General features: G+C 69.6%; 16 protein-coding genes and 3 pseudogenes. 11 read left to right on the top strand and 8 right to left on the bottom strand.

Annotated features, from left to right (window positions below):
- Positions 1 to 13 precede the first annotated feature (13 nt).
- Positions 14 to 1078: a hypothetical protein gene (locus ACFYWY_RS01930; protein ID WP_389178096.1), complete on the top strand. Its 1065-nt coding sequence runs from the start codon at positions 14 to 16 to the stop codon at positions 1076 to 1078.
- Here ACFYWY_RS01930 and ACFYWY_RS01925 read toward each other — a convergent pair.
- From ACFYWY_RS01925 to ACFYWY_RS01915, 3 genes and pseudogenes are all read right to left on the bottom strand, one after another.
- Positions 1062 to 1233, bottom strand: a pseudogene (locus ACFYWY_RS01925) (thiamine pyrophosphate-dependent enzyme); the annotation flags it as partial. The gene ACFYWY_RS01930 and the pseudogene ACFYWY_RS01925 overlap by 17 nt on opposite strands.
- 40 nt (positions 1234 to 1273) lie before the next feature.
- Positions 1274 to 2602: a M14 family zinc carboxypeptidase gene (locus ACFYWY_RS01920; protein ID WP_389178093.1), complete on the bottom strand. Its 1329-nt coding sequence runs from the start codon at positions 2600 to 2602 to the stop codon at positions 1274 to 1276.
- A 599-nt stretch (positions 2603 to 3201) separates the two neighbouring features.
- Positions 3202 to 3819: a TetR/AcrR family transcriptional regulator gene (locus tag ACFYWY_RS01915; RefSeq protein ID WP_389178090.1), complete on the bottom strand. Its 618-nt coding sequence runs from the start codon at positions 3817 to 3819 to the stop codon at positions 3202 to 3204.
- Positions 3820 to 4086: 267 nt separating this feature from the next.
- On the opposite strand from ACFYWY_RS01915, the gene ACFYWY_RS01910 reads away from it, so the two are divergent.
- Both ACFYWY_RS01910 and ACFYWY_RS01905 read left to right on the top strand, forming a co-directional pair.
- Positions 4087 to 4722 (top strand): TetR/AcrR family transcriptional regulator, encoded by a 636-nt coding sequence (locus ACFYWY_RS01910; RefSeq protein ID WP_389178087.1) that lies wholly within the window; start codon positions 4087 to 4089, stop codon positions 4720 to 4722.
- Positions 4723 to 5183: 461 nt separating this feature from the next.
- Complete coding sequence (locus ACFYWY_RS01905) at positions 5184 to 6593, top strand: MFS transporter (RefSeq protein ID WP_389178084.1); 1410 nt, start codon at positions 5184 to 5186, stop codon at positions 6591 to 6593.
- Positions 6594 to 6659: 66 nt separating this feature from the next.
- On the opposite strand, the gene ACFYWY_RS01900 is transcribed toward ACFYWY_RS01905, so the two are convergent.
- Positions 6660 to 7031, bottom strand: coding sequence for an ATP-binding protein (locus ACFYWY_RS01900; RefSeq protein ID WP_389178409.1), 372 nt, complete (start codon positions 7029 to 7031; stop codon positions 6660 to 6662).
- 968 nt (positions 7032 to 7999) lie between these two features.
- Between ACFYWY_RS01900 and cimA the strand changes: the two are divergent.
- A pseudogene (cimA, locus tag ACFYWY_RS01895) lies at positions 8000 to 9571 on the top strand (citramalate synthase); the annotation flags it as partial.
- Positions 9572 to 9982: 411 nt separating this feature from the next.
- Here the strand turns inward: cimA and ACFYWY_RS01890 are convergent.
- Both ACFYWY_RS01890 and ACFYWY_RS01885 read right to left on the bottom strand, forming a co-directional pair.
- Positions 9983 to 10134, bottom strand: a pseudogene (locus ACFYWY_RS01890) (IS701 family transposase); the annotation flags it as partial.
- A 535-nt stretch (positions 10135 to 10669) separates the two neighbouring features.
- Positions 10670 to 11206 (bottom strand): hypothetical protein, encoded by a 537-nt coding sequence (locus ACFYWY_RS01885; protein ID WP_389178082.1) that lies wholly within the window; start codon positions 11204 to 11206, stop codon positions 10670 to 10672.
- Positions 11207 to 11503: 297 nt separating this feature from the next.
- Here ACFYWY_RS01885 and ACFYWY_RS01880 point away from each other — a divergent pair, with 297 nt between their 5' ends.
- The 4 genes from ACFYWY_RS01880 (at position 11504) to ACFYWY_RS01865 (ending at position 17192) form a co-directional block, all read left to right on the top strand.
- Entirely contained in the window at positions 11504 to 12127 is a 624-nt protein-coding gene (locus tag ACFYWY_RS01880) for a GntR family transcriptional regulator (protein ID WP_389178079.1), read from the top strand.
- A gap of 372 nt (positions 12128 to 12499) precedes the next feature.
- Positions 12500 to 15169 (top strand): pyruvate dehydrogenase (acetyl-transferring), homodimeric type, encoded by a 2670-nt coding sequence (gene aceE, locus ACFYWY_RS01875; protein WP_389178077.1) that lies wholly within the window; start codon positions 12500 to 12502, stop codon positions 15167 to 15169.
- A gap of 117 nt (positions 15170 to 15286) precedes the next feature.
- Positions 15287 to 16105, top strand: a complete 819-nt coding sequence (locus tag ACFYWY_RS01870) for a MerR family transcriptional regulator (RefSeq protein ID WP_389178074.1) — start codon at positions 15287 to 15289, stop codon at positions 16103 to 16105.
- Positions 16106 to 16226: 121 nt separating this feature from the next.
- Complete coding sequence (locus tag ACFYWY_RS01865) at positions 16227 to 17192, top strand: helix-turn-helix transcriptional regulator (RefSeq protein ID WP_389178071.1); 966 nt, start codon at positions 16227 to 16229, stop codon at positions 17190 to 17192.
- Positions 17193 to 17224: 32 nt separating this feature from the next.
- Here ACFYWY_RS01865 and ACFYWY_RS01860 read toward each other — a convergent pair whose 3' ends face one another.
- Positions 17225 to 18166 carry an SDR family oxidoreductase gene (locus tag ACFYWY_RS01860; RefSeq protein WP_389178068.1) on the bottom strand — a complete coding sequence of 314 codons (942 nt, stop codon included), beginning with the start codon at positions 18164 to 18166 and terminating at the stop codon, positions 17225 to 17227.
- A 111-nt stretch (positions 18167 to 18277) separates the two neighbouring features.
- Here ACFYWY_RS01860 and ACFYWY_RS01855 point away from each other — a divergent pair, with 111 nt between their 5' ends.
- Positions 18278 to 18799 (top strand): DUF4240 domain-containing protein, encoded by a 522-nt coding sequence (locus tag ACFYWY_RS01855; RefSeq protein WP_389178407.1) that lies wholly within the window; start codon positions 18278 to 18280, stop codon positions 18797 to 18799.
- 40 nt (positions 18800 to 18839) lie between these two features.
- Here ACFYWY_RS01855 and ACFYWY_RS01850 read toward each other — a convergent pair whose 3' ends face one another.
- The gene (locus tag ACFYWY_RS01850) at positions 18840 to 19337 is read right to left on the bottom strand and encodes a GNAT family N-acetyltransferase (RefSeq protein WP_389178065.1); all 498 of its coding nucleotides are present in this window, start codon (positions 19335 to 19337) and stop codon (positions 18840 to 18842) included.
- Positions 19338 to 19381: 44 nt separating this feature from the next.
- Here ACFYWY_RS01850 and ACFYWY_RS01845 point away from each other — a divergent pair, with 44 nt between their 5' ends.
- Positions 19382 to 20272 (top strand): TIGR01777 family oxidoreductase, encoded by an 891-nt coding sequence (locus ACFYWY_RS01845; RefSeq protein WP_389178062.1) that lies wholly within the window; start codon positions 19382 to 19384, stop codon positions 20270 to 20272.
- Positions 20273 to 20614: 342 nt separating this feature from the next.
- On the top strand, positions 20615 to 21964 hold the full coding sequence (locus ACFYWY_RS01840) for an FAD-dependent oxidoreductase (RefSeq protein ID WP_389178059.1): 1350 nt from the start codon (positions 20615 to 20617) through the stop codon (positions 21962 to 21964).
- Positions 21965 to 22064: the final 100 nt, after the last annotated feature.

Raw genomic sequence — 22064 nt, 5'->3', positions numbered from 1 at the left:
CGGGGGCACATTCATGTGCGGGTCATCCCTTCCGTCCCCCCTCTTCCGTCCGGGTTCGGAGCCGGAAGACGGTCGTCAGGCACCGGAGGCCCGGGACCCCGGCGAGGTCCTGGAGAGCCTGCTTCGGCAGGTCGGGCGTACGGACATCCAGGCCGACCGCGATGCTCGCGAGGAGGCGCGGCGCGCCTGGCTGTCCACGCGGCGCGTACTCCTGCTGCTGGACAACGCCTATGACGCCGAGCAGATCCGTCCACTGCTGCCCGGCCCGCACGCCGCCTGTCCCATCCTGGTCTCCAGCCGCAATCAGCACATCCTGGCCGGCCGTTCGCTCGGAGCGGGGCTGCTGCCGGAGCGGGACGCGGTCGCCCTGCTGCGGCTTATCGCCGGTGACACGGACCAAAGCGCCCTGCCGGAGGCCGGGTTGGCGCGGCTGGCGGACCGCTGCGGCAGGCTGCCGGTGGCCCTGCGCCCGATGGGCTGGGCACTGCGACACACCGCGGTGGCGGATCTGCTGGCCGCGATGGAAGCCCCCGATCCGCTACGGGACTTCCCCGAGGCGGACGGCCCGGTCAGGGCCGCGTTCCTGGCGTCGTACCACCGGCTGCCGCGCGAGCTTCAGCTCACCCTGCGCCATTGCGCGTTGCACCCCGGGCCCGACTTCGCCGGGGACGCGGTGGCGGTGATGATGTCGATCCCGGCGGCGACCGCGCTGCGGCTCGGGCGGCTCCAGCAGCGTCACGTCCTGCTGGCCACGCGGTGGCGCTTCGGTTTTCACGGACTGTTCCGGCACTACGCGCAGGTGGTGGCCGAGAAGGATCCCGCGCTGAGCGGGACGGACGTACGCCGGAGTCTGTACGGACATCTGCTCGGCTCGCTGGCAGACGCGCTGTCCGTGCTCACCGGTGCTCCGGCCCCCAGCGCGCCCACCGCCGACGGCCCGGCTTTCGCCTCGGCCGACGAGGCACGCGCCTGGCTGAATTCGCACATCCGCTTCGAGGATGCCCGCGCCCCACTACCAACGTCTCGGCGCATGACCACGCCGCGGGGGCCGCTGGGTTCAGCACGGCGGCGTCGTTGAGGGCTTCGTGGAAGTCGCCCTCGCTGGTCCCGCCGTCGCCGCTGAACGCCATGACGACGGCGTCCTCGCCCTTGCGGCGCAGTGCCTCGGCCATGCCCGGCGGCGTGGATCGTCTGCGTGGCCAAAGGGGTGCACTGGGGTGCCACACGGGTGGCGGCCGGGATCCATCCGCTGGGGGCTGTAGTGCCGCGCCCGTTACTCGGCTTCGGCGTCAAGCAGCCTCGCTACCGCCAGCGCCGCCTCGACCTGCACAGCGACCAGGTCGCCCAGCGGATAGGTCTCAGCGACCAGGTACGCCTCGGCTTCGGCGCACCAGCTGTCGAAGAGTGCGTCGGCTTCGTGGCTGGCTACGCGCAGAGCGGTCCGCTGGTTGCCCGCGCGCAGCTCGGCGTCGAGCTGCCGCCGAATCAGGCCGGCGGCCCTCAGTCGCATCATGTGGGTGGTGCAGCGAACGGTGAACTCCTCAGCCACGGTGGCGTCCCGGCCGGCGAACACCGACGCCATCGCCTGATAGGCCGGTGCGAGCCCTTCGGTCTGCTCGAGGGACCCGTCCAGGGCGCGGCGCAGGGGGGTGTTGATCGTGAGGTGGGGCTTCACCGGATTCGCGATGCTCGCGAGTTTCTCGACGGTTTCCTGGGCGTTGCGGGCGCCTTCTACGAGGACAGCGGGGTAGGACCGGCCGCTGGGGCTGATGTCGTTCGCTCGGGGGTCGCGCCACAGGGGCGCCTCAGCGACCAGCGTCGTGGCGCCGTGTCGTTCGGCGTAGTGCGAGCTGGAGGAGCCAAAGGCGGCTGTTCCGTCTGCTCGAGCAGCAGCGGCGGCCAGCGCCTTCGCCTCAGGCATGAGGTAGACCGCGGTTCCCGCCTCGGGCCAGCCCAGAGTGTCCATGGGGCCGAGGGACAGCTCGACGCCTCGCTTGGCGCTGACCTTCCCCAGGGCCTCGGCGGCGCCAGGCAGGTTGCGGTTGAGGATGTAGAAGACGCCGCCGAAGTCCGCGTTGTGCAGGGAGTACGACAGCCGGGGTTTCAGTTCGTCGACGACACGGGCGAGAGCCTGCGTCTCCGGGAGCATCCTGTCGAAGTAGGCACCGTCTTCCAATACCGGGAAAGTCCACTCCGGTTGCTCGGCAAGTGCAGGGCGGTAGAACCGCTCGTGGTAGTGGCGGATGGTGTAGGGACCGGCGAACCAGCCCTCGTTCAGGCGCGTGGCGTCGGGGTCGAGACAGGGAATAAAGTTCCACGTATAGCGCCCGCGCGCTTCCTCGTTCTCGGCGACCAGCTTGGCCAGGTGTACCACCGTGAGCAGTCCGATCGGCTCGTTGGGGTGCGGGCCGCCCACCACCAGCACCTGCTCCTGGCCGTGCCCCACCGACAGCAGGGTGAGAGGCTCCCCCTGGCGCGACGAACCGACCCGCCGCAGTCGGCACTGCTCGGGGAAGTCCCGGACAAGCTCCTCAATAGCGGCATTCAACTCATCGACCGTGAGAAACCGGTCGATCTGAGTGGGCACGTACCCGTAGTCCACTACGATTTCCACCTTGATCTTTCGATGTTTCCCTGTATCGACGGCGTCCGAAGTAGACGCCTGGCCTTTGGCGGTTGCGGGCCGTCAGGTCCGGCCAACATGCGCGGACAACGCACTGGCTACGTCGTTCCGCCGCGAGCCCCTTCCTCTCCGCCAGCCGGGCCGGGCAGGAGCCATGGAGGCCGCAGCAGCAAGGGGGACGACGCGCCTCCCTCTTCACCCGCCGCCGGTCCTCTTCAGCGCTACAGCCCGGAGAAGAAACGGTAACGTCACTATTGCCGTAATGTCACTATGGATTAGCGGGTGCGTGTCGTCAATTCATCCGACCCGCTCTTCGCGGCGCCTCGGGACAGGGCGCCATGGATCGCGGACGGGTCGGAGCTACGGAGTAACCCCGTTCACCGGCACAGGCAGGGGGGCCTACGCAGGGGCGGCAGCGCCGCTCGCGCATGGATGGCGCTGGAGATGGCCGAACCTCTGCACCTGCGCCCATGCCGGCTAGCGCCGAATCCGGGCTACGCCCGGGCAGCCCCAGGCTGTCGACCGGCCGGGATGGATCACCGCGGCCGGCGCCCCATCAGCAGTCGGCGCCTGCTATGTCACAACCTGCCGACAGCGGCAGTCAGCGCACTCGCGAGCTCGCCCCATTGACCCGCCGTGAACCCGCTCCCGGTAAGAACCTGCTGCAAAGCCAGCCCGCGGAGCATCGCGGAGGCCGCACAGGCGAGCCGTTCGGCCTCCTCACCTGTGAGCCGGTGCTCATCGTCGGCAGCGACGGCCCTGGACGTCAGAACGGAACCCAGCAGCTCGTTCCGGCGTATCCCCCAGCGAAGACGCTCCAACGGCTCCTCGCTGCGAAGAAGAACGGACATGACGTCAACCTCAAGCCGGAGCGCCCTAAGTCCGTCCAAGGACGCGACGATGCGGTGATGCTCCTTGGCATACATCTTGAGTATGTCGACTGCAGTCATCGTCTGGTCGTCGTCCAGCGTCGCCAGTGCAGCGTCGGGCCCGTCGAGCGTGTGATCGAGCACCGCGAACAGCAGATCCAGCTTGGACCCGAAGATCGAGTAGATGGCTCCACTGGTCAGGTCGGCGGCCTGGGCGATCGCCTGGACACTGACGTCCTTGTAGCCCTTGCTCATGAACAGCTGCTCTGCGGCAGCGATCAAGGCTTCCCGGTTGCGGCGCCGCGACTCGGCCCTTCGTCCCGTCATGTGAGTCCCCTCGGCTTGCGTGAGGTTCACTTCACGGAAGCATAACAGCATTATTACTGTAACGCTTCCACGGCAGCCGCAGGTGCGCTCGTGCGGCCCACCTAACCGCTCCGGCGTCAGGCTGAGCCGCAGGTCGGGGCGGCACGGGGGCGGCTGGATGCGGCGGGGACTGCTCTCCAACGAGCAAATCTGGCCACCGTTGACATTTTTCTCCGGTGGACACCATCCTGAGATTGCTGGCCCAGCGTACGAATGAAAGGCGTCGGCATGGTAAACACGTCTCTGCCCATCTCGGCCGGCACGGGCTCTCTTCGGGCACGCCAGAAGGCCAGCCGCCGGGCCAGTATGATCTCGACCGCTCTCAGGCTCTTCGATCAGGAAGGGTTTGAGAACGTCACGATGGAACAGATCGCTGACCAGATCGGGATGTCGTCTCGCACCATCCGGCGCTACTTTGCGACCAAGGAAGACCTCGCCCTGGCGGTCGGGCTCGACCTCGATCAGGCTCTGGCGAGGCACATGCAGCTCGGCTCCGAACGGCCACTGCTGGAAGCCATCGGCCAGGCGATGACCGCGTCCATCGAAGAGGCCCTCCAGGAGCATACCGAGGACGAACTCCTTGCCGTGTTCGGTCTGATGGAAGAAGTGGACTCCGTCCGTGCGAGGGCTCTTCTGTACAGCTCCCGCGAGCAGAGGGCCGTTGCGGAGGCCGTCATCGCACGGCCGGACGTAGGCCCGGAGCGGGCACATGAGGCAGAGCTTCTGGTCGCAGTGGTAGCGGCAGCCAATCACCTGGCTCTGTCGCGCTGGCGGGCCAACCCGAAATCACGAACGCTCCTGGAGGAAGTACACGGGACCCTGAAACTGCTCCCTGAGGTCGTCTCCAAGGCCACCGCCCGGTAAGGCCCTTGGGGGCAGCGGACGGTACCGACCGGATGGCGTTGCACTCCTCATTCACCCCTCCCTCCTGGGGCTGCCTCAAACGTAGCGTCGTGTGCTGGCCGTGATCGGTTCGGCGTACCACCGACGCAACTACGCAAGTAGCGAGCCTGGCAAACAGATCCATGCGAGATGCCCTGGCCGTCCGCTGCGCTCCCAGCACTCTCGTGACAACTCCCTATTCGCCGGCATCACCGCCGCGCAGGCCCCTTGGGCCCCCTAGGACCGAGCATGCGTCGGCCGCCCTGTCCTGCCCTTCTGGCCGGCGCATGCTCGCACCGCTTCGTGCCGGATGAGCACATGCGGGACAACGATTGCCGCAGGTCTCTTCCCGTGATCCCCGTCGCCCTCACAGGAAGTCCGCTCCATGTTGCGACACTCCCCAATCTCTTGGCTGGGCCTGGCCCTGCCCGAGGAGGTTTGACATGAACACTGCGTCCCCGCCGCAAGCCCGGAACAGCATCGCAATCACGCTGATACTCAGTACGGCGATCTTCGCCTACTCAGTACTCGAAGCGATGCTTGTCCCAGCACTGCCCGCGCTGCAGAAGGCAGTCGGCGCGTCCACCGAGGAGATCGTGTGGGTCTTCACCGGGCTTCTGCTCGCTGGCGCCGTCACCACGCCCATCGTCGGTCGGCTCGTTGATGTCACGGACAAGAGGCGCGTGCTGATCGGCACGCTGTTCGTCCTCTGTGCCGGCGTCGCCCTCGCGGCCACCGCGTCCTCGGTCTGGATGCTCGCGGTCGGACAGGCCTTGCAGGGTGTGGGCCTCGGGCTTGCACCCCTCGCATTCGCGGTTCTGCGTGACACCCAGCCGGCGGAACGACTCAAGACAGCCAACGGCTTGATCATCGGGCTGTCCGGACTCGGCTCCTCCCTGGGACTGCTGTTCTCCGGCTGGCTCATTGAGCGACTGCCCTACACCTGGCTGTACTGGATCCCGCTCTTTGCCCTACTGGCCATGCTGGTGGCGGCCATGGCCCTGGTGCCGTCTCTTCCGTCGAAAACGAGCGGCAAGGTCGACTGGGCCGGAGGAGCACTTCTGGCGCTTACGCTGGTGTCCATATTGCTGGGGCTGACCTTCGCTCCCAGTCATGGCTGGCTGTCCTTCCGTGCGCTCGGGCTCATCGGGGCAGGCGTGGTCCTGCTCGCCGTGTTCGTTATCGTCGAACTGCGCGTGGAGCACCCGCTGGTGGACCTTCGCCTGGTTCACAACCGCGCCGTGATGCTCACCTGCGTCATCTCATTCGTCGTCGGCTTCGGCACCTTCGCCATCTTCGTCCAGCTGCCGATGCTCGCCCGGCTCCCCTCCAGCACGGGTTACGGGCTCGACGCGACGACACTGACCGTCGGTCTGCTGCTCATGCCCCTCGGCGTCCTCGGCACAATAAGCGCTCCCCTGGCCGGGAAGGCCGAAGAGTGGCTGGGTGCGCGGAGCGTCATGGCGGTGGGCACGGCGCTGATCGCCAGTTCGTGTCTCATCCTGGTCTTCGCAACCGACTTCAAGGCGGTCTTCTACATCTCCAGCGGTGTGGCGGGCATCGGTATCGGCCTAGCGCTCACCCAGTCGATGAACATCGTCGTCTGCTCCGTTCCTCCGGAGCAGACGGGAAGCATCTCGAGTACCGCGTTCGTCCTACGCAACGTAGGGGGAACCCTGGGCGGTCAGGTGGGTGCCGGCATTCTGGCGTCCGATCTGATCCCCAATACGCCGGTCCCGACATGGGCCGCGTTCGAGACCAGCTTCTACATCTGCGCGGCCGTCGGCGCGGTAGCGCTGGTGCTCAGCCTGGCGCTGCCGGCGAGGAACAGGCAGCAACTCGGGGCGGCCTGACCGAAGGCACGGGAAACGCACTCGGGCCCCGCCGCTGCATGCGGCGGGGCCCGAACACTCCCCTCCTCAACCATCCGCGACCTCGGCCCAGACCGTCTGACCACGTGTATGCCGAAGGCTTCCCCACCGCGCAGACAGAGCTTCGATCAGCCACAGGCCACGGCCGCAGGTCTGCTCTTCGTCCGATTCCTCCGCAGGCCGGGCGCCGTCCCAACCGAGCCCGCGGTCCCCCACCTCCAGGCGGATGTGCGTGATGTCGTCTCGTGATCGCAGGCGCAGGGCCACGCGGACCGGTCCTGCACCGTGAACGATTGCGTTTCCCACGAGTTCAGAGACGATCAGCACGAGGTCGTCTGCCACATGGGAGAGCTTCCACTCCTTCAGCTGGCCTGACACCTGACGGCGGGCTTTGCCGCAGGAGCTGGTGGCGGCGGGCAGAATCCATGTGCGGCGGGATGCGGTCCGCGGACTTGTCTCTGTGGTTTCGGTTGCCCTAGCGAGCTCACAAATAGAGAAGGTTGAGAACGATGCCGCAGCGCGCGGGCCTGGCGGGGATCGTCTGAAGGTCTCCGGCCGACGAAGGCCGCCAGCCTGTCCGTCCCCGCTCTTTGACTCCAGCGCGGGCGATACTCAACCGGCCGAAAGGAAGTAGCAGGCACGACATGTACGTCGCAGAGGAGCGGCAACATTCCGGTTCGAGGAGTGCACAACCACCGCCCGGCTGCTCTACCAGCAGCACTTGAAACTGCCGCATCAACAGATACTGTCAGAGTAGGAAAATTGTCAAGCTTGGACAGAAAATCTTGACAGGTGCCACGGTGGCTGCAGGAGGCGTAGCGCCGCCTCCGCCTCACCGGCCCGACATGTGCGGTCCAGCGCAGCGCCCGACGCAGCTCACGATGGAGCAAGATCCATGCCTCAGTTGGCTGATCCACTGGGCCCCGCGAGGCGTCCACGACGGCAGCACGGCACGCCGCCGTCACCGCCCCTGCAGTGGGAGGACCGCCGGGACCTACGGCCGCGGCCCGCGGCCTTGGCTGGGAGGCCCTTCGACGCTCTCGGGACCGCTTGGGTCGGCTTTCCAGAAGAACGGGTCCGTCCATTTCCGTGTCACCGTCGCGACGCAGTTCCGGGAAGCCCGCGCCGCCGACATCCCTGTCGGCTGTCCGGTAAGTGAGACAGCCTTTCCACTGTGACCACATCGTGTGACAATCCCCGGCATGCAGCGGCGTCTCATTATTAGCGCCCGCGTGCCGGCACCGAGGTGACCTGGGGGCGATCCCTCCCAGGCGGCCCACCGCCCGCACGCAGACCTCTCGCGTTCCGCGAGGGGTCTTTTTGTTTCTCCTCAGCAACCCTGACGCAACGGCTTACCCAGCCTGGCAGACCTGGACAGGAACAACCTCATGGCAAACGACAGCTTTCATGTCTTCGACACGACGCTGCGCGACGGGGCGCAGCGTGAAGGCATCAACCTCACCGTCGCCGACAAGCTGGCGATCGCGCGGCACCTCGACGAGTTCGGAGTGGGCTTCATCGAGGGCGGCTGGCCCGGTGCCAACCCGCGTGACACGGAGTTCTTCGCCCGTGCACGGCAGGAGATCTCCTTCAAGAACGCGCAGCTCGTCGCATTCGGCGCGACCCGCAGGGCCGACGGCAACGCGGCCGACGACCCGCAGGTCAAGGCGCTGCTCGACTCCGGCGCCCCGGTGATCACGCTGGTGGCCAAGTCCCACGACCGGCACGTCGAGCTCGCCCTGCGCACCACCCTGGACGAGAACCTGGAGATGGTCCGCGACACCGTCTCCCACCTGCGTTCCCGGGGCCGCCGGGTCTTCGTCGACTGCGAGCATTTCTTCGACGGCTACATGGCCAACCCCGACTACGCGAAAGCCGTGGTCGCTGAGGCGTATGAGGCGGGCGCCGACGTCGTGATCCTCTGCGACACCAACGGCGGCATGCTCCCGGCCCAGGTCCAGGCCGTGGTCGCCGCCGTCATCGCCGACACCGGCGCCCGGCTGGGCATCCACGCCCAGGACGACACCGGCTGCGCCGTCGCCAACACCCTGGCCGCGGTCGACGCGGGCGCCACCCACGTCCAGTGCACCGCCAACGGCTACGGCGAGCGGGTCGGCAACGCCAACCTCTTCCCGGTCGTGGCCGCCCTGGAGCTCAAGTACGGCAAGAAGGTGCTCCCCGAGGGCGCGCTGGCCGACATGACCCGGATCTCGCACGCGATCGCCGAGGTCGTCAACCTCACCCCCTCCACCCACCAGCCCTACGTGGGTGTATCCGCCTTCGCCCACAAGGCCGGACTGCACGCCTCGGCCATCAAGGTCGACCCGGACCTCTACCAGCACATCGACCCCGAACTGGTCGGCAACACCATGCGGATGCTCGTCTCCGACATGGCCGGCCGCGCCTCCATCGAGCTCAAAGGCAAGGAGCTCGGTATCGACCTCGGCGGCGACCGCGCGCTGATCGGCCGCGTCGTCGAGCGGGTCAAGGAGCGCGAGCTCCAGGGCTACACGTACGAGGCCGCCGACGCCTCCTTCGAGCTGCTGCTGCGCGAGGAGGCCGAGGGCCGCCCGCGCCGCTACTTCCGTACGGAGTCCTGGCGGGTCATCACGGAGGGATGGGCGGCAAGGACTCCAGCTTCAGCCGAAGCCACAGTACGGGTTCGCATCGACGGCAAGGCAAGCACCTCCACCGCCGACGGCAACGGCCCGGTCGACGCTCTGTACTGCGCGCTGCACCGGGCCGTGCAGCCGACGTACCCTGAGGTATCCCGATTTGAGCTCCTGGACTACAAGGTCCGCATCCTGGAGAGCCGACACGGCACCGAGTCCATCACCCGGGTCCTCATCACCACCAGCGACGGCAATGACGAGTGGTCGACCGTCGGTGTCGGCGAGAACGTCATCGCCGCCTCCTACGAGGCTCTGCAGGACGCGCTCAACTACGGATTGCTCCGGGCTCGGCATGCGGCTCGGCCTTCCGCCGCACCGCTGGATGAGCACAAGGCAGCGTCCCACGCCGACGCGTGCACGCTGGTCGTATCCCTCAAGGACACCCCAGGGGCGCTGGGCCGGATCGCCTCAACTCTCAGCAGCACGCCAGTGCTGGCACTGGCGTACGTGGCCACTGGCTCGGCACAAGCTGTCGCCGACATCACTATGCCGCGGGCATACGCAACACGCGCCCGGCACAAGCTGAGCCGCATGGTGGACACCGTGGCAGTGACTGAACTGCGTTTCGCCCTTCTCCAACACAACTAGTAGGGCTTGGTCAGGTTGGTATGGGGTCTGGTGTGTTGCGGTGACAGGTGAGGCAGGCGCCGGTCCAGACCGCGAGGAGTAACTGCAGTTCGCGGGTAACCCGGTAGAGGGTCAGGCCGACGCCGTTCCTTTTGGGGATCGAGTCAGTCTCTGGAGGGTGCAGAAGGCGTGCGCGACGGAGACGAGGGTGACGTGTGGTGCCAGCCCCTCCAGGTGCGGCCCTCGAAGTGGGCCAGGCCCAGGGCCTGTTTCATCTCGCGGTAGACACCTCCTGCACGGTCATGTGAGGGGCTCCCTGGTGTACGCGGGGGTGTTGGGTAGGGACTTTAGATCACCCGTCTGTTCGGGCAACCCATCACCCCTGCAGACCCTATGCAGGCGCAGGTCACCCACATCCGCCGTCGGCCCCGTGACCAGGGACGTCGCCAGACTCCGCTGACGCCCTGATGGTCCGGTCCTCAGGCCTCCTTTGAAGCAGGTGCAGGTTGCGGATCGCGGTCACAGACCCCCGCCCACAAATGCGGCAGCAGGCAGCCATCGAGCATACAATTCCGCCTGAGTAGTGTTTGACGACTGGCGGGAACTTGCCGCGCAGCCGAAGTTGGCCGACGCGGTGATCATCGCCACGCAGGACGCCCTGCACGTGGAGCCTGCCACCGCGCCGGCGGAGGCGGCCGACAACTGCCTGGACTGCCCGCTCGAGCCCACCTGCCCGTACTCCGCAAAGCGTATATACCTGAACACACTTCACGGCAGGTCGATGTCCGGGACCGTGATGAGGTGCTCGGTGAAGCCGGATCAGGTCGCGATGCCGTACGTGGTGAGGTGGCCGGCGGCGGCCGCTTCCTCGAGGACCGCGAACGCGGCGCGCAGCTGGTCGTAGAGCTGGTCGGGTCGGGTGGTGCGTTCGGGGTTGTGGAGGAACACGGTGTCGAGGCGGTGCCGGCCGAGTTCGGCCCGGTTGCGCTCGAGCTGCCATCGCACATACGGCGCGGCGATGCTGTGCCCAATGCCCGCGCCCACTACCGGCAGGCCCTCGAACTCGCCGACGGCGACCTCACCGCCACGTCGGAGTCGCTGAACGGCATCGCGCTCGCCTACAGCGTCGAGCAGAGGTACGCGGATGCCCGCACCCACTACGAGCGGGCGCTCGAACTCGCCCGCACCACCGGCGACTTGGTGGCCCAGGTCTACGCGCTGACCGGCATCGGCGACACGTATCGCTACGAGTTCCGGGACGGTCACGGCCTCCCCTACTTCAATGAGGCCGTGACGCTGGCCGCGGAGATCGGGAACGTCAGCGCGCAGGCGTACGCCCTCACGTGCATCGGCCATGCGCACCGCGGGCAGCGCAGATACGAGCCGGCGTTCCGCTACAACCGGGCCCTTGACTGGCGAGTTCCACGGACGACCGGATGGCGCAGGCCCAGGCTTTGTACGGCATCGCGCGGACCTACGGCTTCCAGGGCCGGTTCGCCGAAGGCCGCTGCCAGTGCCATCCGGCGATGTGGATCTTCCAGGATCTCGGTGTCCAGGGGGGGTCGATCAGTGCGTGGAACTACTGCGCGATCTCGCCGCCGACGAGCGGCGGCAATAATGACAGGGTCCGCGCTGCCCTCCCCAGGAGCCCTCATGACCCCGCCCGTCATCCACTCGCTGCGCGAACAGATCCGCGAGCACATCGTGGAGGGGATCGTCAGCGGCCGCTGGAAGCCCGGCGAGCGGATCGTCGAGCGGCGGATCGCGACGGAGCTCCAGGTGTCCCAGACGCCGGTGCGCGAGGCGCTGCGGGAGCTGGAGAGTCTGCGGCTGATCGATTCGGCGCCCAACAAGGGTGTACGCGTACGGAGTCTCACGGCCGCGGACCTGGAGGAGAGCTACCCCGTCCGGGCCGGCCTCGAGCAGATCGCGGCCGAGCTGGCGGCCGGGCGGCTGGCGGAGGACTGTTCCGCGCTGGAGCCGCATGTGGCGGCGCTGTACGCGGCGGACAGGGCGGGCGACTCGGCCGCGCAGGTGCGGCACACGGTCGGATTCCACCGGGAACTGGTGCGGGCGGCGGGGAACGGCGTGCTGCTGCACACGTGGGAGGGGCTGGGGATCGAGGTGTTCACGGCGCTGTCGATCCGGTGGCTGGGGACGGTGCAGAAGTCGTACGCGGAGGAGCACGAGGAACTGGTCGAGGCGTTTCGCCGGCGCGACCCGGAGATCGGGGCGCTGGTGAAGGCGCACGTGCTGGGGTGCGCGCCGCGGGCGTAACGGGGCGGCGTGGTCGTACGGGGCTGGCATTGACGCCCCGAGCCGCCGGTCACCCGGCCCGTCGCCGGGCGGACTCGGCTGGCACCCCGAGACTCCGGGCGCGTTTGGAGCCCGTCCGGCGTTTGAGGACGGACACACCGGGTCACCCGGCAGCCCCGGGTGACCAGCGCACCCCTCCCCCGCCCGAAAAGCACCCAATTTCCCCGGCACCGAGTGCCCCATTTCGCGGCACCGCATGCCAATTTCGCCCCAGGCTTTGATCGATCATCGATCAGAGACTTACAGTCGACCTGGGGTTCACCAACCCCTCGCCCTGTCCTGCCAGACAAGGCCCCCTTTCTCCACCCCCCTCCTGTCCGGAAGGCGGCGACCATGACCGACCCCGTAGGCAAGCTTCCGAGCGAGCTCGACCAGCTCCCGGACCGCGACGCCGAGGAAACCGCCGAGTGGGCGGCGTCCCTCGACGCCGTCACCCGGCACGCCGGCCCGCACCGCGCCGCGTACCTGATGCGCCGTACCCTCCAGCACGCCGAGACCGCCGGGGTCCCCGTGCCCCGGCTGCTGGAGACGGACTACATCAACAGCATCCCCACCGCCGCCGAGCCCGCCTTCGACGGCGACGAGGCGCTGGAGGCCCGCATCACCGCGTGGAACCGCTGGAACGCGGCCGCGATGGTCACCCGCGGCTCCCGCTTCGGCGTCGGCGGCCATATCGCCACCTTCGCCTCCGCGGCCTGGCTCTACGAGACCGGCTTCAACCACTTCTTCCGCGGCAAGGAGGGCGACGGCAGCGGCGACCAGCTCTACATTCAGGGCCACGCGTCCCCAGGCATCTACGCCCGCGCCTTCCTCGACGGACGCCTCACCGAGGCGCACCTCGACAACTTCCGGCAGGAAGCGGGCGGCGGCGGCCTCCCCTCCTACCCGCACCCGCGGCGTCTGCCCTGGCTGTGGGAGTTCCCCACCGTCTCCATGGGCCTCGGCCCGCTCTCCGCGATCTACCAGGCGCGCTTCAACCGCTACCTGGAGAACCGGAGCATCAAGGACACGTCGAACTCGCACGTCTGGGCCTTCCTCGGCGACGGCGAGATGGACGAGCCCGAGTCGACCGCCGCCCTCGCCCTCGCGTCGCGTGAGCGGCTCGACAACCTGACCTTCGTCATCAACTGCAATCTGCAGCGCCTCGACGGCCCGGTCCGCGCCAACTTCAAGATCGTGCAGGAGCTGGAGGCGCAGTTCCGCGGCGCCGGCTGGAATGTCGTCAAGTCGCTCTGGGGCTCCGCCTGGGACGAGCTGTTCCAGCTGGACGCGACGGGCGCGCTGGTGCGCCGCCTGCGCGAGGTGCCGGACGCGCAGTTCCAGACGTACGCGACCCGGGACGTCGCGTACATCCGCGAGCACTTCTTCGGTGCCGAGCCCGCGCTCGTCGAGCTGTCGAAGCTGATCAGCGACGCGAAGATCGCCGAGTGCTTCTTCACCTCCCGCGGCGGCCACGAGGCCCGCAAGGTGTACGCGGCGTACAAGGCGGCCGTCGAGCACAAGGGCGCGCCGACCGTGATCCTCGCGCAGACGGTGAAGGGCTACACCCTCGGCGAGGGCTTCGAGTCGAAGAACGCCAACCACCAGATGAAGAAGCTGACGATCGACGAGTTCAAGGGCATGCGGGACCTGCTCGAACTCCCGATCGCGGACAGCGCCTTCGCCGACGGCCTGGTGCCCTACGGCCACCCCGGCGCCGACTCCCCCGAGGTCCGCTACCTCACCGAGCGCCGCGCCGCCCTCGGCGGCCCCGCCCCGGCCCGCCGGGTGCACGCGGTGACGCTGCCCGAGCCGGACGCGCGCGGCTTCAAGGCGCTCGAAAAGGGCTCCGGCAAGCAGGAGATGGCCACCACCATGGCCTTCGTACGCCTGGTGAAGGACCTGATGCGGGACAAGGAGACCGGCAAGCGCTGGGTCCCGATCGTGCCGGACGAGGCCCGCACCTTCGGCATGGAGTCGCTCTTCCCGTCGGCCGGCATCTACTCCCCGCTGGGCCAGACGTACGAGCCGGTCGACCGCGACCAGTTGATGTACTACAAGGAGGCCAAGGACGGCCAGATCCTCAACGAGGGGATCACCGAGGCCGGGGCCATGGCGGACTTCATCGCCGCGTCCACGTCGTACGCCACGCACGGCGAGCCGATGATCCCGTTCTACATCTTCTACTCGATGTTCGGCTGGCAGCGCACCGCCGACCAGATGTGGCAGCTGGCCGACCAGCTCGGCAAGGGCTTCATCGTCGGCGCGACGGCCGGCCGTACGACGCTGACGGGCGAGGGCCTGCAGCACGCGGACGGCCACTCGCACCTGATCGCGTCCACGAACCCGGCGTCGCTCAACTACGACCCGGCCTTCGGGTACGAGATCGCCGTCATCGTCAAGGACGGTCTGCGCCGGATGTACGGCGCGGATGCGGAGAACGTCTTCTACTACCTGACGGTTTACAACGAGCCGAAGCTGCAGCCCGCGATGCCGGAGGGCGTCGAGGAGGGCATCCTGCGCGGCCTGTACCGCTTCAAGGAGGGCGTGGCCTCCTCCGCGGACGCGCCGCGGCTCCAGCTCCTCGCCTCCGGCACGGCGATCCACTGGGCCCTCGAGGCACAGGAACTGCTCAGCGCCGACTGGGGAGTTGCGGCCGACGTATGGTCCGCGACGTCCTGGGGCGAACTGCGCCGCGACGCGCTGGAGGCCGACGAGGCCCTGCTCCACGGCGAGCAGCGCACGCCGTACGTCACCCAGGCGCTGGAAGGCGCGCCGGGCCCGGTCCTGGCGGTGTCCGACTGGATGCGCCAGGTCCCGGACCAGATCAGCCAGTGGGTCGAGCAGGACTACTCCTCGCTCGGCACGGACGGCTTCGGTCTCTCCGACACGCGTGAGGCGGCCCGTCGCCACTTCGGCGTCGACGCCCAGTCGATCACGGTCGCGGCGCTGGCCCAGCTGGCCCGACGCGGCGAGGTCCCGGCCTCGGCCGTGAAGGAGGCGCGCGAGCGCTACGGTCTCTGACCGGCCCCGGACCCGGGCCTGGACCCGGACCTGTACGACGGGAACCCCCGCTGGGGGTTCCCGTCGTAGGTGATGCTTGACCTTGACACCGTGTGAAGCCGTGCACTGGGAGACGTCATGTTCACCATCGGAGACTTCGCCAGGCACGGCCGTGTGTCAGCCCGCATGCTGCGTCACTACGACGCGATCGGGCTGCTGCGCCCCGCCCACACCGACCCGTACAGCGGGTACCGCTACTACACCGCGGCCCAGCTCGCCCAGCTCAACCGCATCGTCGCCCTCAAGGATCTCGGCTTCACGCTCCAGCAGGTGCAGGAGATCCTCGAGGAGCGGGTGAGTACGGAGGAGCTGCGCGGGATGCTCAAGCTGCGGCAGGCGGAACTGGAAGACGCGATGGCCGCGGCGGCCGCGAGGCTGTCCCAGGTCGAGGCGAGGCTCCGGTCGATCGAGAGCGAGGGCCACATGCCCACCCAGGACGTCATGATCAAGAGCACACCGGCGGTACGGGTCGCCGAACTGACCGCAGTGGCCGCCAGTTACGCCCCCGAGCACATCGGCCCGGTCATCAGCCCGCTGTACGACGAGCTGTTCCGGCGGCTGAAGGCGGCCGGGGTGACTCCGACGGGGCCCGGTATCGCGTACTACGAGGACGCGCCGGAGGGTGAAGGCGCGATCCTGGTGCACGCCGGGTGCACGGTCGCTGCCGGCCAGGAGCCCGGCCCGGACTTCGAGGTCGCCGATCTACCGGCCGTCGAGCGGGCCGCGACGATCGTGCACCGCGGGCCGATGGACGCGATCGTGCCCACGGCCCAGAACCTGGCCCGCTGGATCGACGCGGGCGGTCACAGCTCGGTCGGCTACGCCCGGGAGATCTACCTCGAGTGCCCGCCGGACAAGGACAAGTGGGTGACCGAACTCCAGGAGCCGCTCGCCTGACCCCCGTCGTCATCCTGACCCCCGTGGTCATCCTGACCGCCGGTCTCGTCCCGGCCCCCGGTCTCCTCCCCGGCCTCGGCCATCATTCCGGTCTCGTCCCGGCCTCGGCCATCATGGGGACATGCGCGCTGCCAGGCTGATCAAGATGGTGCTGCTCCTCCAGGCAAGGCCCTCCATGACCGGGGCCGAGCTGGCACGCGAGCTCGACGTGTCGGAGCGGACCATCACCCGGGACGCCCTCGCGCTGTCCGAGGCGGGCGTCCCGGTCTACGCCGACCGCGGGCGGGCCGGCGGGTACCGGCTCGTCGGCGGCTACCGGACCCGGCTGACCGGGCTCGGGCGCAGCGAGGCCGAGGCCCTCTTCCTGTCCGGGCTCCCGGGCGCATTGCGGGAGATGGGCCTCGAGGACGCGGCGTCCGCGGCACGCCTGAAGGTGTCCGCGGCGCTGCTGCCCTCGCTGAAGGACGCCTCCCACAGCGCGGCCCAGCGTTTCCACCTCGACGCCCCCGGCTGGTACCAGGAGCCGAAGACGCCCGAGTTGCTCCCGGCCGTGGCGGAGGCGGTATGGGACGACCGCCGTCTCAGGGCCCGCTACCGACGCCAGGACACCGAGGTCGAGCGGGAGTTGGAGCCGTACGGACTCGTACTCAAGGCGGGTGTCTGGTACCTGTGCGCCCGCGCGGACGCGGCTTTCCGGGTGTACCGGATCGACCGGTTCACGGCGGTGGACACGGACGGGGAACTCTTCGTACGGGACGAGGAGTTCGACCTGCCCGGCTTCTGGGAGGAGCGCGCGGCCCAGTTCGCGCGCTCCATACTCCGCGCCGAAGTGCTGGTCCGGGTCACCGAGGAAGGCGCGCGGCGGCTGCCGTACGTCACGGACCGGGCGGCGGCCCGAGAGGCGCTGGCCGCGGCCGAACCCCCGGACGGGCAGGGCCGGGTGACGCTCACCCTGCCCGTCGAATCCCACGAGGTCGCGTTCGGCCAGCTCTTCGGCCTGGGCCCCCATGTGGAGCTGCTGGCGCCGCCGGATCTGCGCGCCCGTTTCGCCGAGGCCGCGCAGCTGGCGGCGCGGCTGTATCAGTAGCGGCCCTGCCGCTCCTACCGTCGGCCGCGGCCCTACCGGTAGTCGGCCATGGCCGGGTCCGCGCCCGCCGCCTCCTCCGCCATGTACGTCCAGACGTCCGGCCTGCTGCCGTCCGCGTCCGTGACGCCGTACACCTTCGCCAGCTGCCCGCTGGAGAGAGACTGCCCGTTCCAGCGGGCCCGCTCCGGGTCCGCGGCGAGCGCCGCGACCCCCCGGCCGACATAGACCGGCGACTCGGACAGCGCCCAGTGCGCCTGCTTGTCGACCGCCTCGCGCCAGGTCTCCTCGGTGACGCCGAAGATGTCGAGCATCTCCTCGGAGCGCAGAAAGCCCGGGGTGACGGACACCGCCGTACCGCCGACGCTCTTCAGCTCCTCGCCCAGGATGAAGGCCATCCGGATCGGGCCGTTCTTGGCGAGGTCGTAGTAGAAGTTCTCGCGGAAGCTCTTGTTGGTCTCGGCCGTGCCGTCGGTGACCTCGACGACCAGGCCGCCGGGCCGCCGTACGAGCAGGGGCAGCGCGATGCTGCTGGTGATGATGTGGCTCTTGACCCCGAGCTCGATCATGCGCAGCCCGCGGCTCAGCTCGACGTCCCACATCCTCGTGTCGAAGTCGAGCAGGTGGTTGCCGCCCCAGACGTCGTTGACCAGGATGTCGAGCCGGCCGTGGTCGCGGTCGATCCGCTCGACGACCGCCCTTACCTGCTCGGGCTCCAGATGGTCGGCCGGTACGGCGATGCCTTCGCCGCCCGCCGCCGTCACCAGCTCCGCCGTCTCCTCGATGGTCTCCGTCGCCCGGCCGACCTCGCTGACGTGCTCGCGAGTGGTGCGTCCCGTCACATACACCGCCGCGCCGGCCGCGCCCAGCTGTACGGCGATGGCGCGGCCCGCGCCCCGGGTGGCCCCCGCGACCAGTGCGACTTTCCCTGTCAGTGGTGTGCCAGTCGGTGTGCCCGTCGGTGTGTCCGTCGTCATGCGCCGACAGTCGCACGTATACCCGACATCTCCTGTCCGCCATTCGAAAGAGTCAGCATTTCGGCGGCTCCGCGTGCGCCGCCCCCCGCCAACCACGATGCTTGTCCCGTGATGGACGAGACGGAGTTCTGGGAGATCATCGACAGCACCCGCGAGGCCGCCGAGGGCGACCCCGAGGACCATGCCGAATTGCTGGTCGAGCGACTGCTGCAGCTCGACCCCGACTCCGTGCTGGACTTCGCGCGGCACTTCGAGGCCCGCTACAACCGCGCGTACACGTGGGATCTGTGGGGCGCGGCCGCCGTGCTGCTCGGCGGCGCGAGCGACGACGCATTCGACTACTTCCGCTGCTGGCTGATCGGGCAGGGCCGGGAGATCTTCGAGGGCGCGCTGCACGAGCCGGACGCGCTGGCCGAGCTGCTCGATGAGTTCGACGAGGACATCGACGGGGACGGCGAGGAGCTGGGATACGCGGCGGACGAGACGTACGAGCAGCTCACCGGGGTCGTCGCGCCTGATCTCGGGATCGCGCCACAGACGGCCGAGCCGGCCGGGACGCCGTTCGACTTCGACGACGACGAGGCGCTGGCGCAACGTTTCCCCCGGCTCTGGGAACGCTTCGGCAACCCGTGAGAACTCCCGCCCGGCTGGGGGCCGTTGGTCACGACGTCGCTCACGCGGTGAGGCTGCGGCCCATCATCACGTCGTCGACGTACTGCCCCTCCAGGTAGAACTCCCCCGGCAGCACGCCCTCGACAGCGAAGCCCTCCGACTCGTACAGCGCACGGGCCGGTTTGTTGTGGCCGAGCACCCGCAGCGTGATGCGCACCGCGCCCTGCCGCCGCGCCTCGTCGAACGCGGCTCGCAGCAGCGCCCGCCCGATGCCCCGCCCGCGCGCCCGGTCGGCCACGGCGAGGCCCTGGATCTGCTGCACATGCTGGTTGCAGGCCAGCGGCGTGGGCGGGACGAGCCGGATGTAGCCGATGACCCTGCCGTCGGCGTCCGCGGCGACGAGGAAGTGCTCGGGCGGGTGGTTCGCGTCGAAGAAACTGCCGTACGGCGGCTTCGGCCTCGGCTGTACCGCGTGCAGCGGCGACCAGGTGTCCCGGTCGAGCTCGCCGAGGGCTGCCTCGTCGGCGCGCAGTGCGGGGCGTATGTGCGACTCGGACATGAAGGTCACTGTGCCATGCGGCCGAACGGGGGCAGGATGAGCCCATGCGGATCGCGGTCACCGGCTCCACCGGACTCATCGGTACGGCACTTGTGCGCTCGCTGCGCTCGGACGGGCACGAGGTGGTGCGCCTGGTGCGCCGCCCCGCGCGGGCCGGGGACGAGGTGGAGTGGGACCCGCACCGGCAGTACGTCGACGTGGGCGGCCTGGCCGGCTGCGAGGGCGTCGTGCATCTCGCCGGGGCGGGCATCGGCGCGCGCCGCTGGAACGACGCGTACCGCAAGGAGATCCGGGACAGCCGCGTGCTGGGCACGGCCGCGATCGCGGAGGCGGTCGCCTCCCTGGACGTACCGCCCCGGGTGCTGATCAGCGGGAGCGCGATCGGCTTCTACGGCGACACCGGGGACCGTGCGGTGGACGAGAGCGCGCCGCCCGGCGACGGCTTTCTGCCAAAGATGGTCGTGGAGTGGGAGGAGGCGGCGGCCGCCGCCGAGGAGGCGGGCATCCGGACCGCCTTCGCCCGCACGGGGCTTGTGGTGGCGCGCAAGGGCGGGGCGTGGGGCCGGATGTTCCCGGTGTTCAAGGCGGGCGTCGGCGGGCAGCTCGGCAACGGCCGGCAGTACTGGAGCTACATCTCGCTGCACGACGAAGTGGCGGCGCTGCGGCACATCCTGGACACGGAGTCGCTGTCCGGTCCTGTGAACCTCACGGCGCCCCACCCGGTCACCAACCGCGAGGTCACAGAGGCGATGGGCCGGGCGCTGCGGCGTCCCGCGTTCTTCGCGGTTCCCGCGCCGGTGCTGCGCGCCGTACTCGGCGAGCTGGCCGGGGACGTCCTGAGCAGCCAGCGGGTGGTGCCGAGCCGGCTGCTGGAGTCGGACTTCACGTTCGCGTTCCCCGGGATCGACGAGGCGATCCGCGCGGTCCTGCGGTAGCCCGCCGGCCGGGGCGGGCCTGGGTAGCCCCGCCGCCCGGGCCACCAGGCTTCCGCGCCGGGGCCTCCGCGCCGAGCCCTGGGGAGCCCGCCGCCCAGACCGCCGGGTCCGGGGCAATCCGCCCCGCCCGGGCCGCCGGGCCTGGGGTAGTCCGCCGCCCGGGCCGCCTGGTCCGGGACGGCGCCCCGGGAAGACGTGTGCGCCCCCGCGCCCCGGTGCTCCACCGCATGCGCGACTTGCGGTTCGGCCACCGCTGCCTACTCTCGTCCGAACTCGGGCATTCCGGGGGCCTGATGGGGGCATGAGCCTCCCACCAGCCGCGCCGACCTCGGGGAGGGGCACGTGCTCAGCAGCACCGCTCACCATGCGGACGTCGTCATCGTCGGGGCCGGGATCGCCGGTCTCTCGGCAGCTCATCAACTCATCAGCGCAGGCATCACGGTCAGTGTTCTGGAGGCCGCCCCCGAGGTGGGCGGCCGGATGGCCACCGAGGAGATCGACGGATTCCTGCTCGACCGCATCGGCCAGTTGCTCAACACCTCATATCCCGAACTGCGCCGCACGAAGGGGCTCGCGGACGTCGTCCTGCGGCCCTTCTCGCCCGGTGTCCTCGTGCACAGCGGGGGGCGGCTCCAGCGGACCGGAGAGGTGGTGGGGCGGTCCGGTGAACCAGGGAGCGCAAGGTGGGGCTCCCCCCACGCCCTCCGGCGCGCAGGGGGAGCATTCACGGTCGCACGCGCCCTCGCAAGCGCCCCCCGGCCGCTCGACCAGGCCAGGCTCGGCGCGTCCCTCGCCCGTCTCGCGGCCACCCCGGTGGAGCGCCTGCTGGCCCGCCCCGAGCGGCCCACGACCAACTCGCTCTGCACCCGCGGCGTGCCGGCCCGTACGGTCCACGGCTTCCTGCGCCCGCTGCTGTCCTCACTGCTCTGCGACCCGGCGCTGACCACCTCGAGCCGGTGCGCCGATCTCGCCCTGCGCGGCTACGCACGCGGCCGGATGTGCGTACCGGAGGGCGGCGCGGCGGCTCTGCCCCGGCAGCTGGCGGCCGCCCTGCCGCCCGGCACCGTACGCACGGGGATTCGGGTCACCGACGCCTCCATCAGCCGCGTCACGACCGAGGAGTACGGCGAACTCGGCTGCCGCGCCCTGGTGCTCGCCACCGGCGCCCGCGCGGCCGCCGAGCTGCTGCCGGGGCTGCGCGTTCCGGACTTCCACCCGGTCACGGTGCTGCACCACACCGCGCCCGAGGCCCCGCTCGCCGACCCTGCCCTGGTGCTGGACGCCGACCGCAGCGGGCCCGTCTCGCACACCGCCGTGATGAGCGAGGTCGACCCGTCGCGCGCGCCGGGCGACCGCGTGCTCATCTCGTCGACGGTGCTCGGGACTCCCCCGCCGCAGCTGGACCGGGCCGTCCGCGCCCATCTCTCCACGCTGTACGGCACGCCCACCGCCGACTGGGAGCTGCTCGCGGTCCACCACGACCCGGAGGCGGTCCCGGCGATGCGCCCGCCACACGACCCGCGCCGCCCGGTGCGGCTGCTCTCCGGGCTGTACGTCTGCGGGGACCACCGCGATACGAGTACGGTCCAGGGCGCGCTGTTCTCGGGCCGCAGGGCGGCGGACGCGATCCTGCGGGACTTCGGCGTCCAGGCCGGGTACGAGGGGGAGGCCGCGCTGTCGGCGGTCGCGTAGGTTTTGTCCTCAATCGCCGGACGGGCTGGAAAATCCAGCCCGTCCGGCGATTGAGGACACCGGTCTGGGGCGAAGCCCCAGTTACGGATTGAGGCGCCGA

Origin of the sequence: Streptomyces sp. NPDC002870 (assembly GCF_042888505.1) — a bacterium.
Taxonomy (GTDB): Bacteria; Actinomycetota; Actinomycetes; order Streptomycetales; family Streptomycetaceae; genus Streptomyces.
Note: the sequence above shows the minus strand (reverse complement) of the source record. Positions and strands in the feature narration are given on the sequence as shown.

Bases quoted from the DNA above. Each gene is read 5' to 3' on its own strand.
- ACFYWY_RS01930 (WP_389178096.1), top strand. From the start codon at position 14: ATGTGCGGGTCATCCCTTCCGTCCCCCCTCTTCCGTCCGGGTTCGGAG.
- ACFYWY_RS01915 (WP_389178090.1), bottom strand. From the start codon at position 3,819: ATGACGGGACGAAGGGCCGAGTCGCGGCGCCGCAACCGGGAAGCCTTG.
- ACFYWY_RS01910 (WP_389178087.1), top strand. From the start codon at position 4,087: ATGGTAAACACGTCTCTGCCCATCTCGGCCGGCACGGGCTCTCTTCGG.
- ACFYWY_RS01905 (WP_389178084.1), top strand. From the start codon at position 5,184: ATGAACACTGCGTCCCCGCCGCAAGCCCGGAACAGCATCGCAATCACG.
- ACFYWY_RS01885 (WP_389178082.1), bottom strand. From the start codon at position 11,206: ATGGCCGATGCACGTGAGGGCGTACGCCTGCGCGCTGACGTTCCCGAT.
- ACFYWY_RS01880 (WP_389178079.1), top strand. From the start codon at position 11,504: ATGACCCCGCCCGTCATCCACTCGCTGCGCGAACAGATCCGCGAGCAC.
- aceE (WP_389178077.1), top strand. From the start codon at position 12,500: ATGACCGACCCCGTAGGCAAGCTTCCGAGCGAGCTCGACCAGCTCCCG.
- ACFYWY_RS01870 (WP_389178074.1), top strand. From the start codon at position 15,287: ATGTTCACCATCGGAGACTTCGCCAGGCACGGCCGTGTGTCAGCCCGC.
- ACFYWY_RS01865 (WP_389178071.1), top strand. From the start codon at position 16,227: ATGCGCGCTGCCAGGCTGATCAAGATGGTGCTGCTCCTCCAGGCAAGG.
- ACFYWY_RS01860 (WP_389178068.1), bottom strand. From the start codon at position 18,166: ATGACGACGGACACACCGACGGGCACACCGACTGGCACACCACTGACA.
- ACFYWY_RS01855 (WP_389178407.1), top strand. From the start codon at position 18,278: ATGGACGAGACGGAGTTCTGGGAGATCATCGACAGCACCCGCGAGGCC.
- ACFYWY_RS01850 (WP_389178065.1), bottom strand. From the start codon at position 19,337: ATGTCCGAGTCGCACATACGCCCCGCACTGCGCGCCGACGAGGCAGCC.
- ACFYWY_RS01845 (WP_389178062.1), top strand. From the start codon at position 19,382: ATGCGGATCGCGGTCACCGGCTCCACCGGACTCATCGGTACGGCACTT.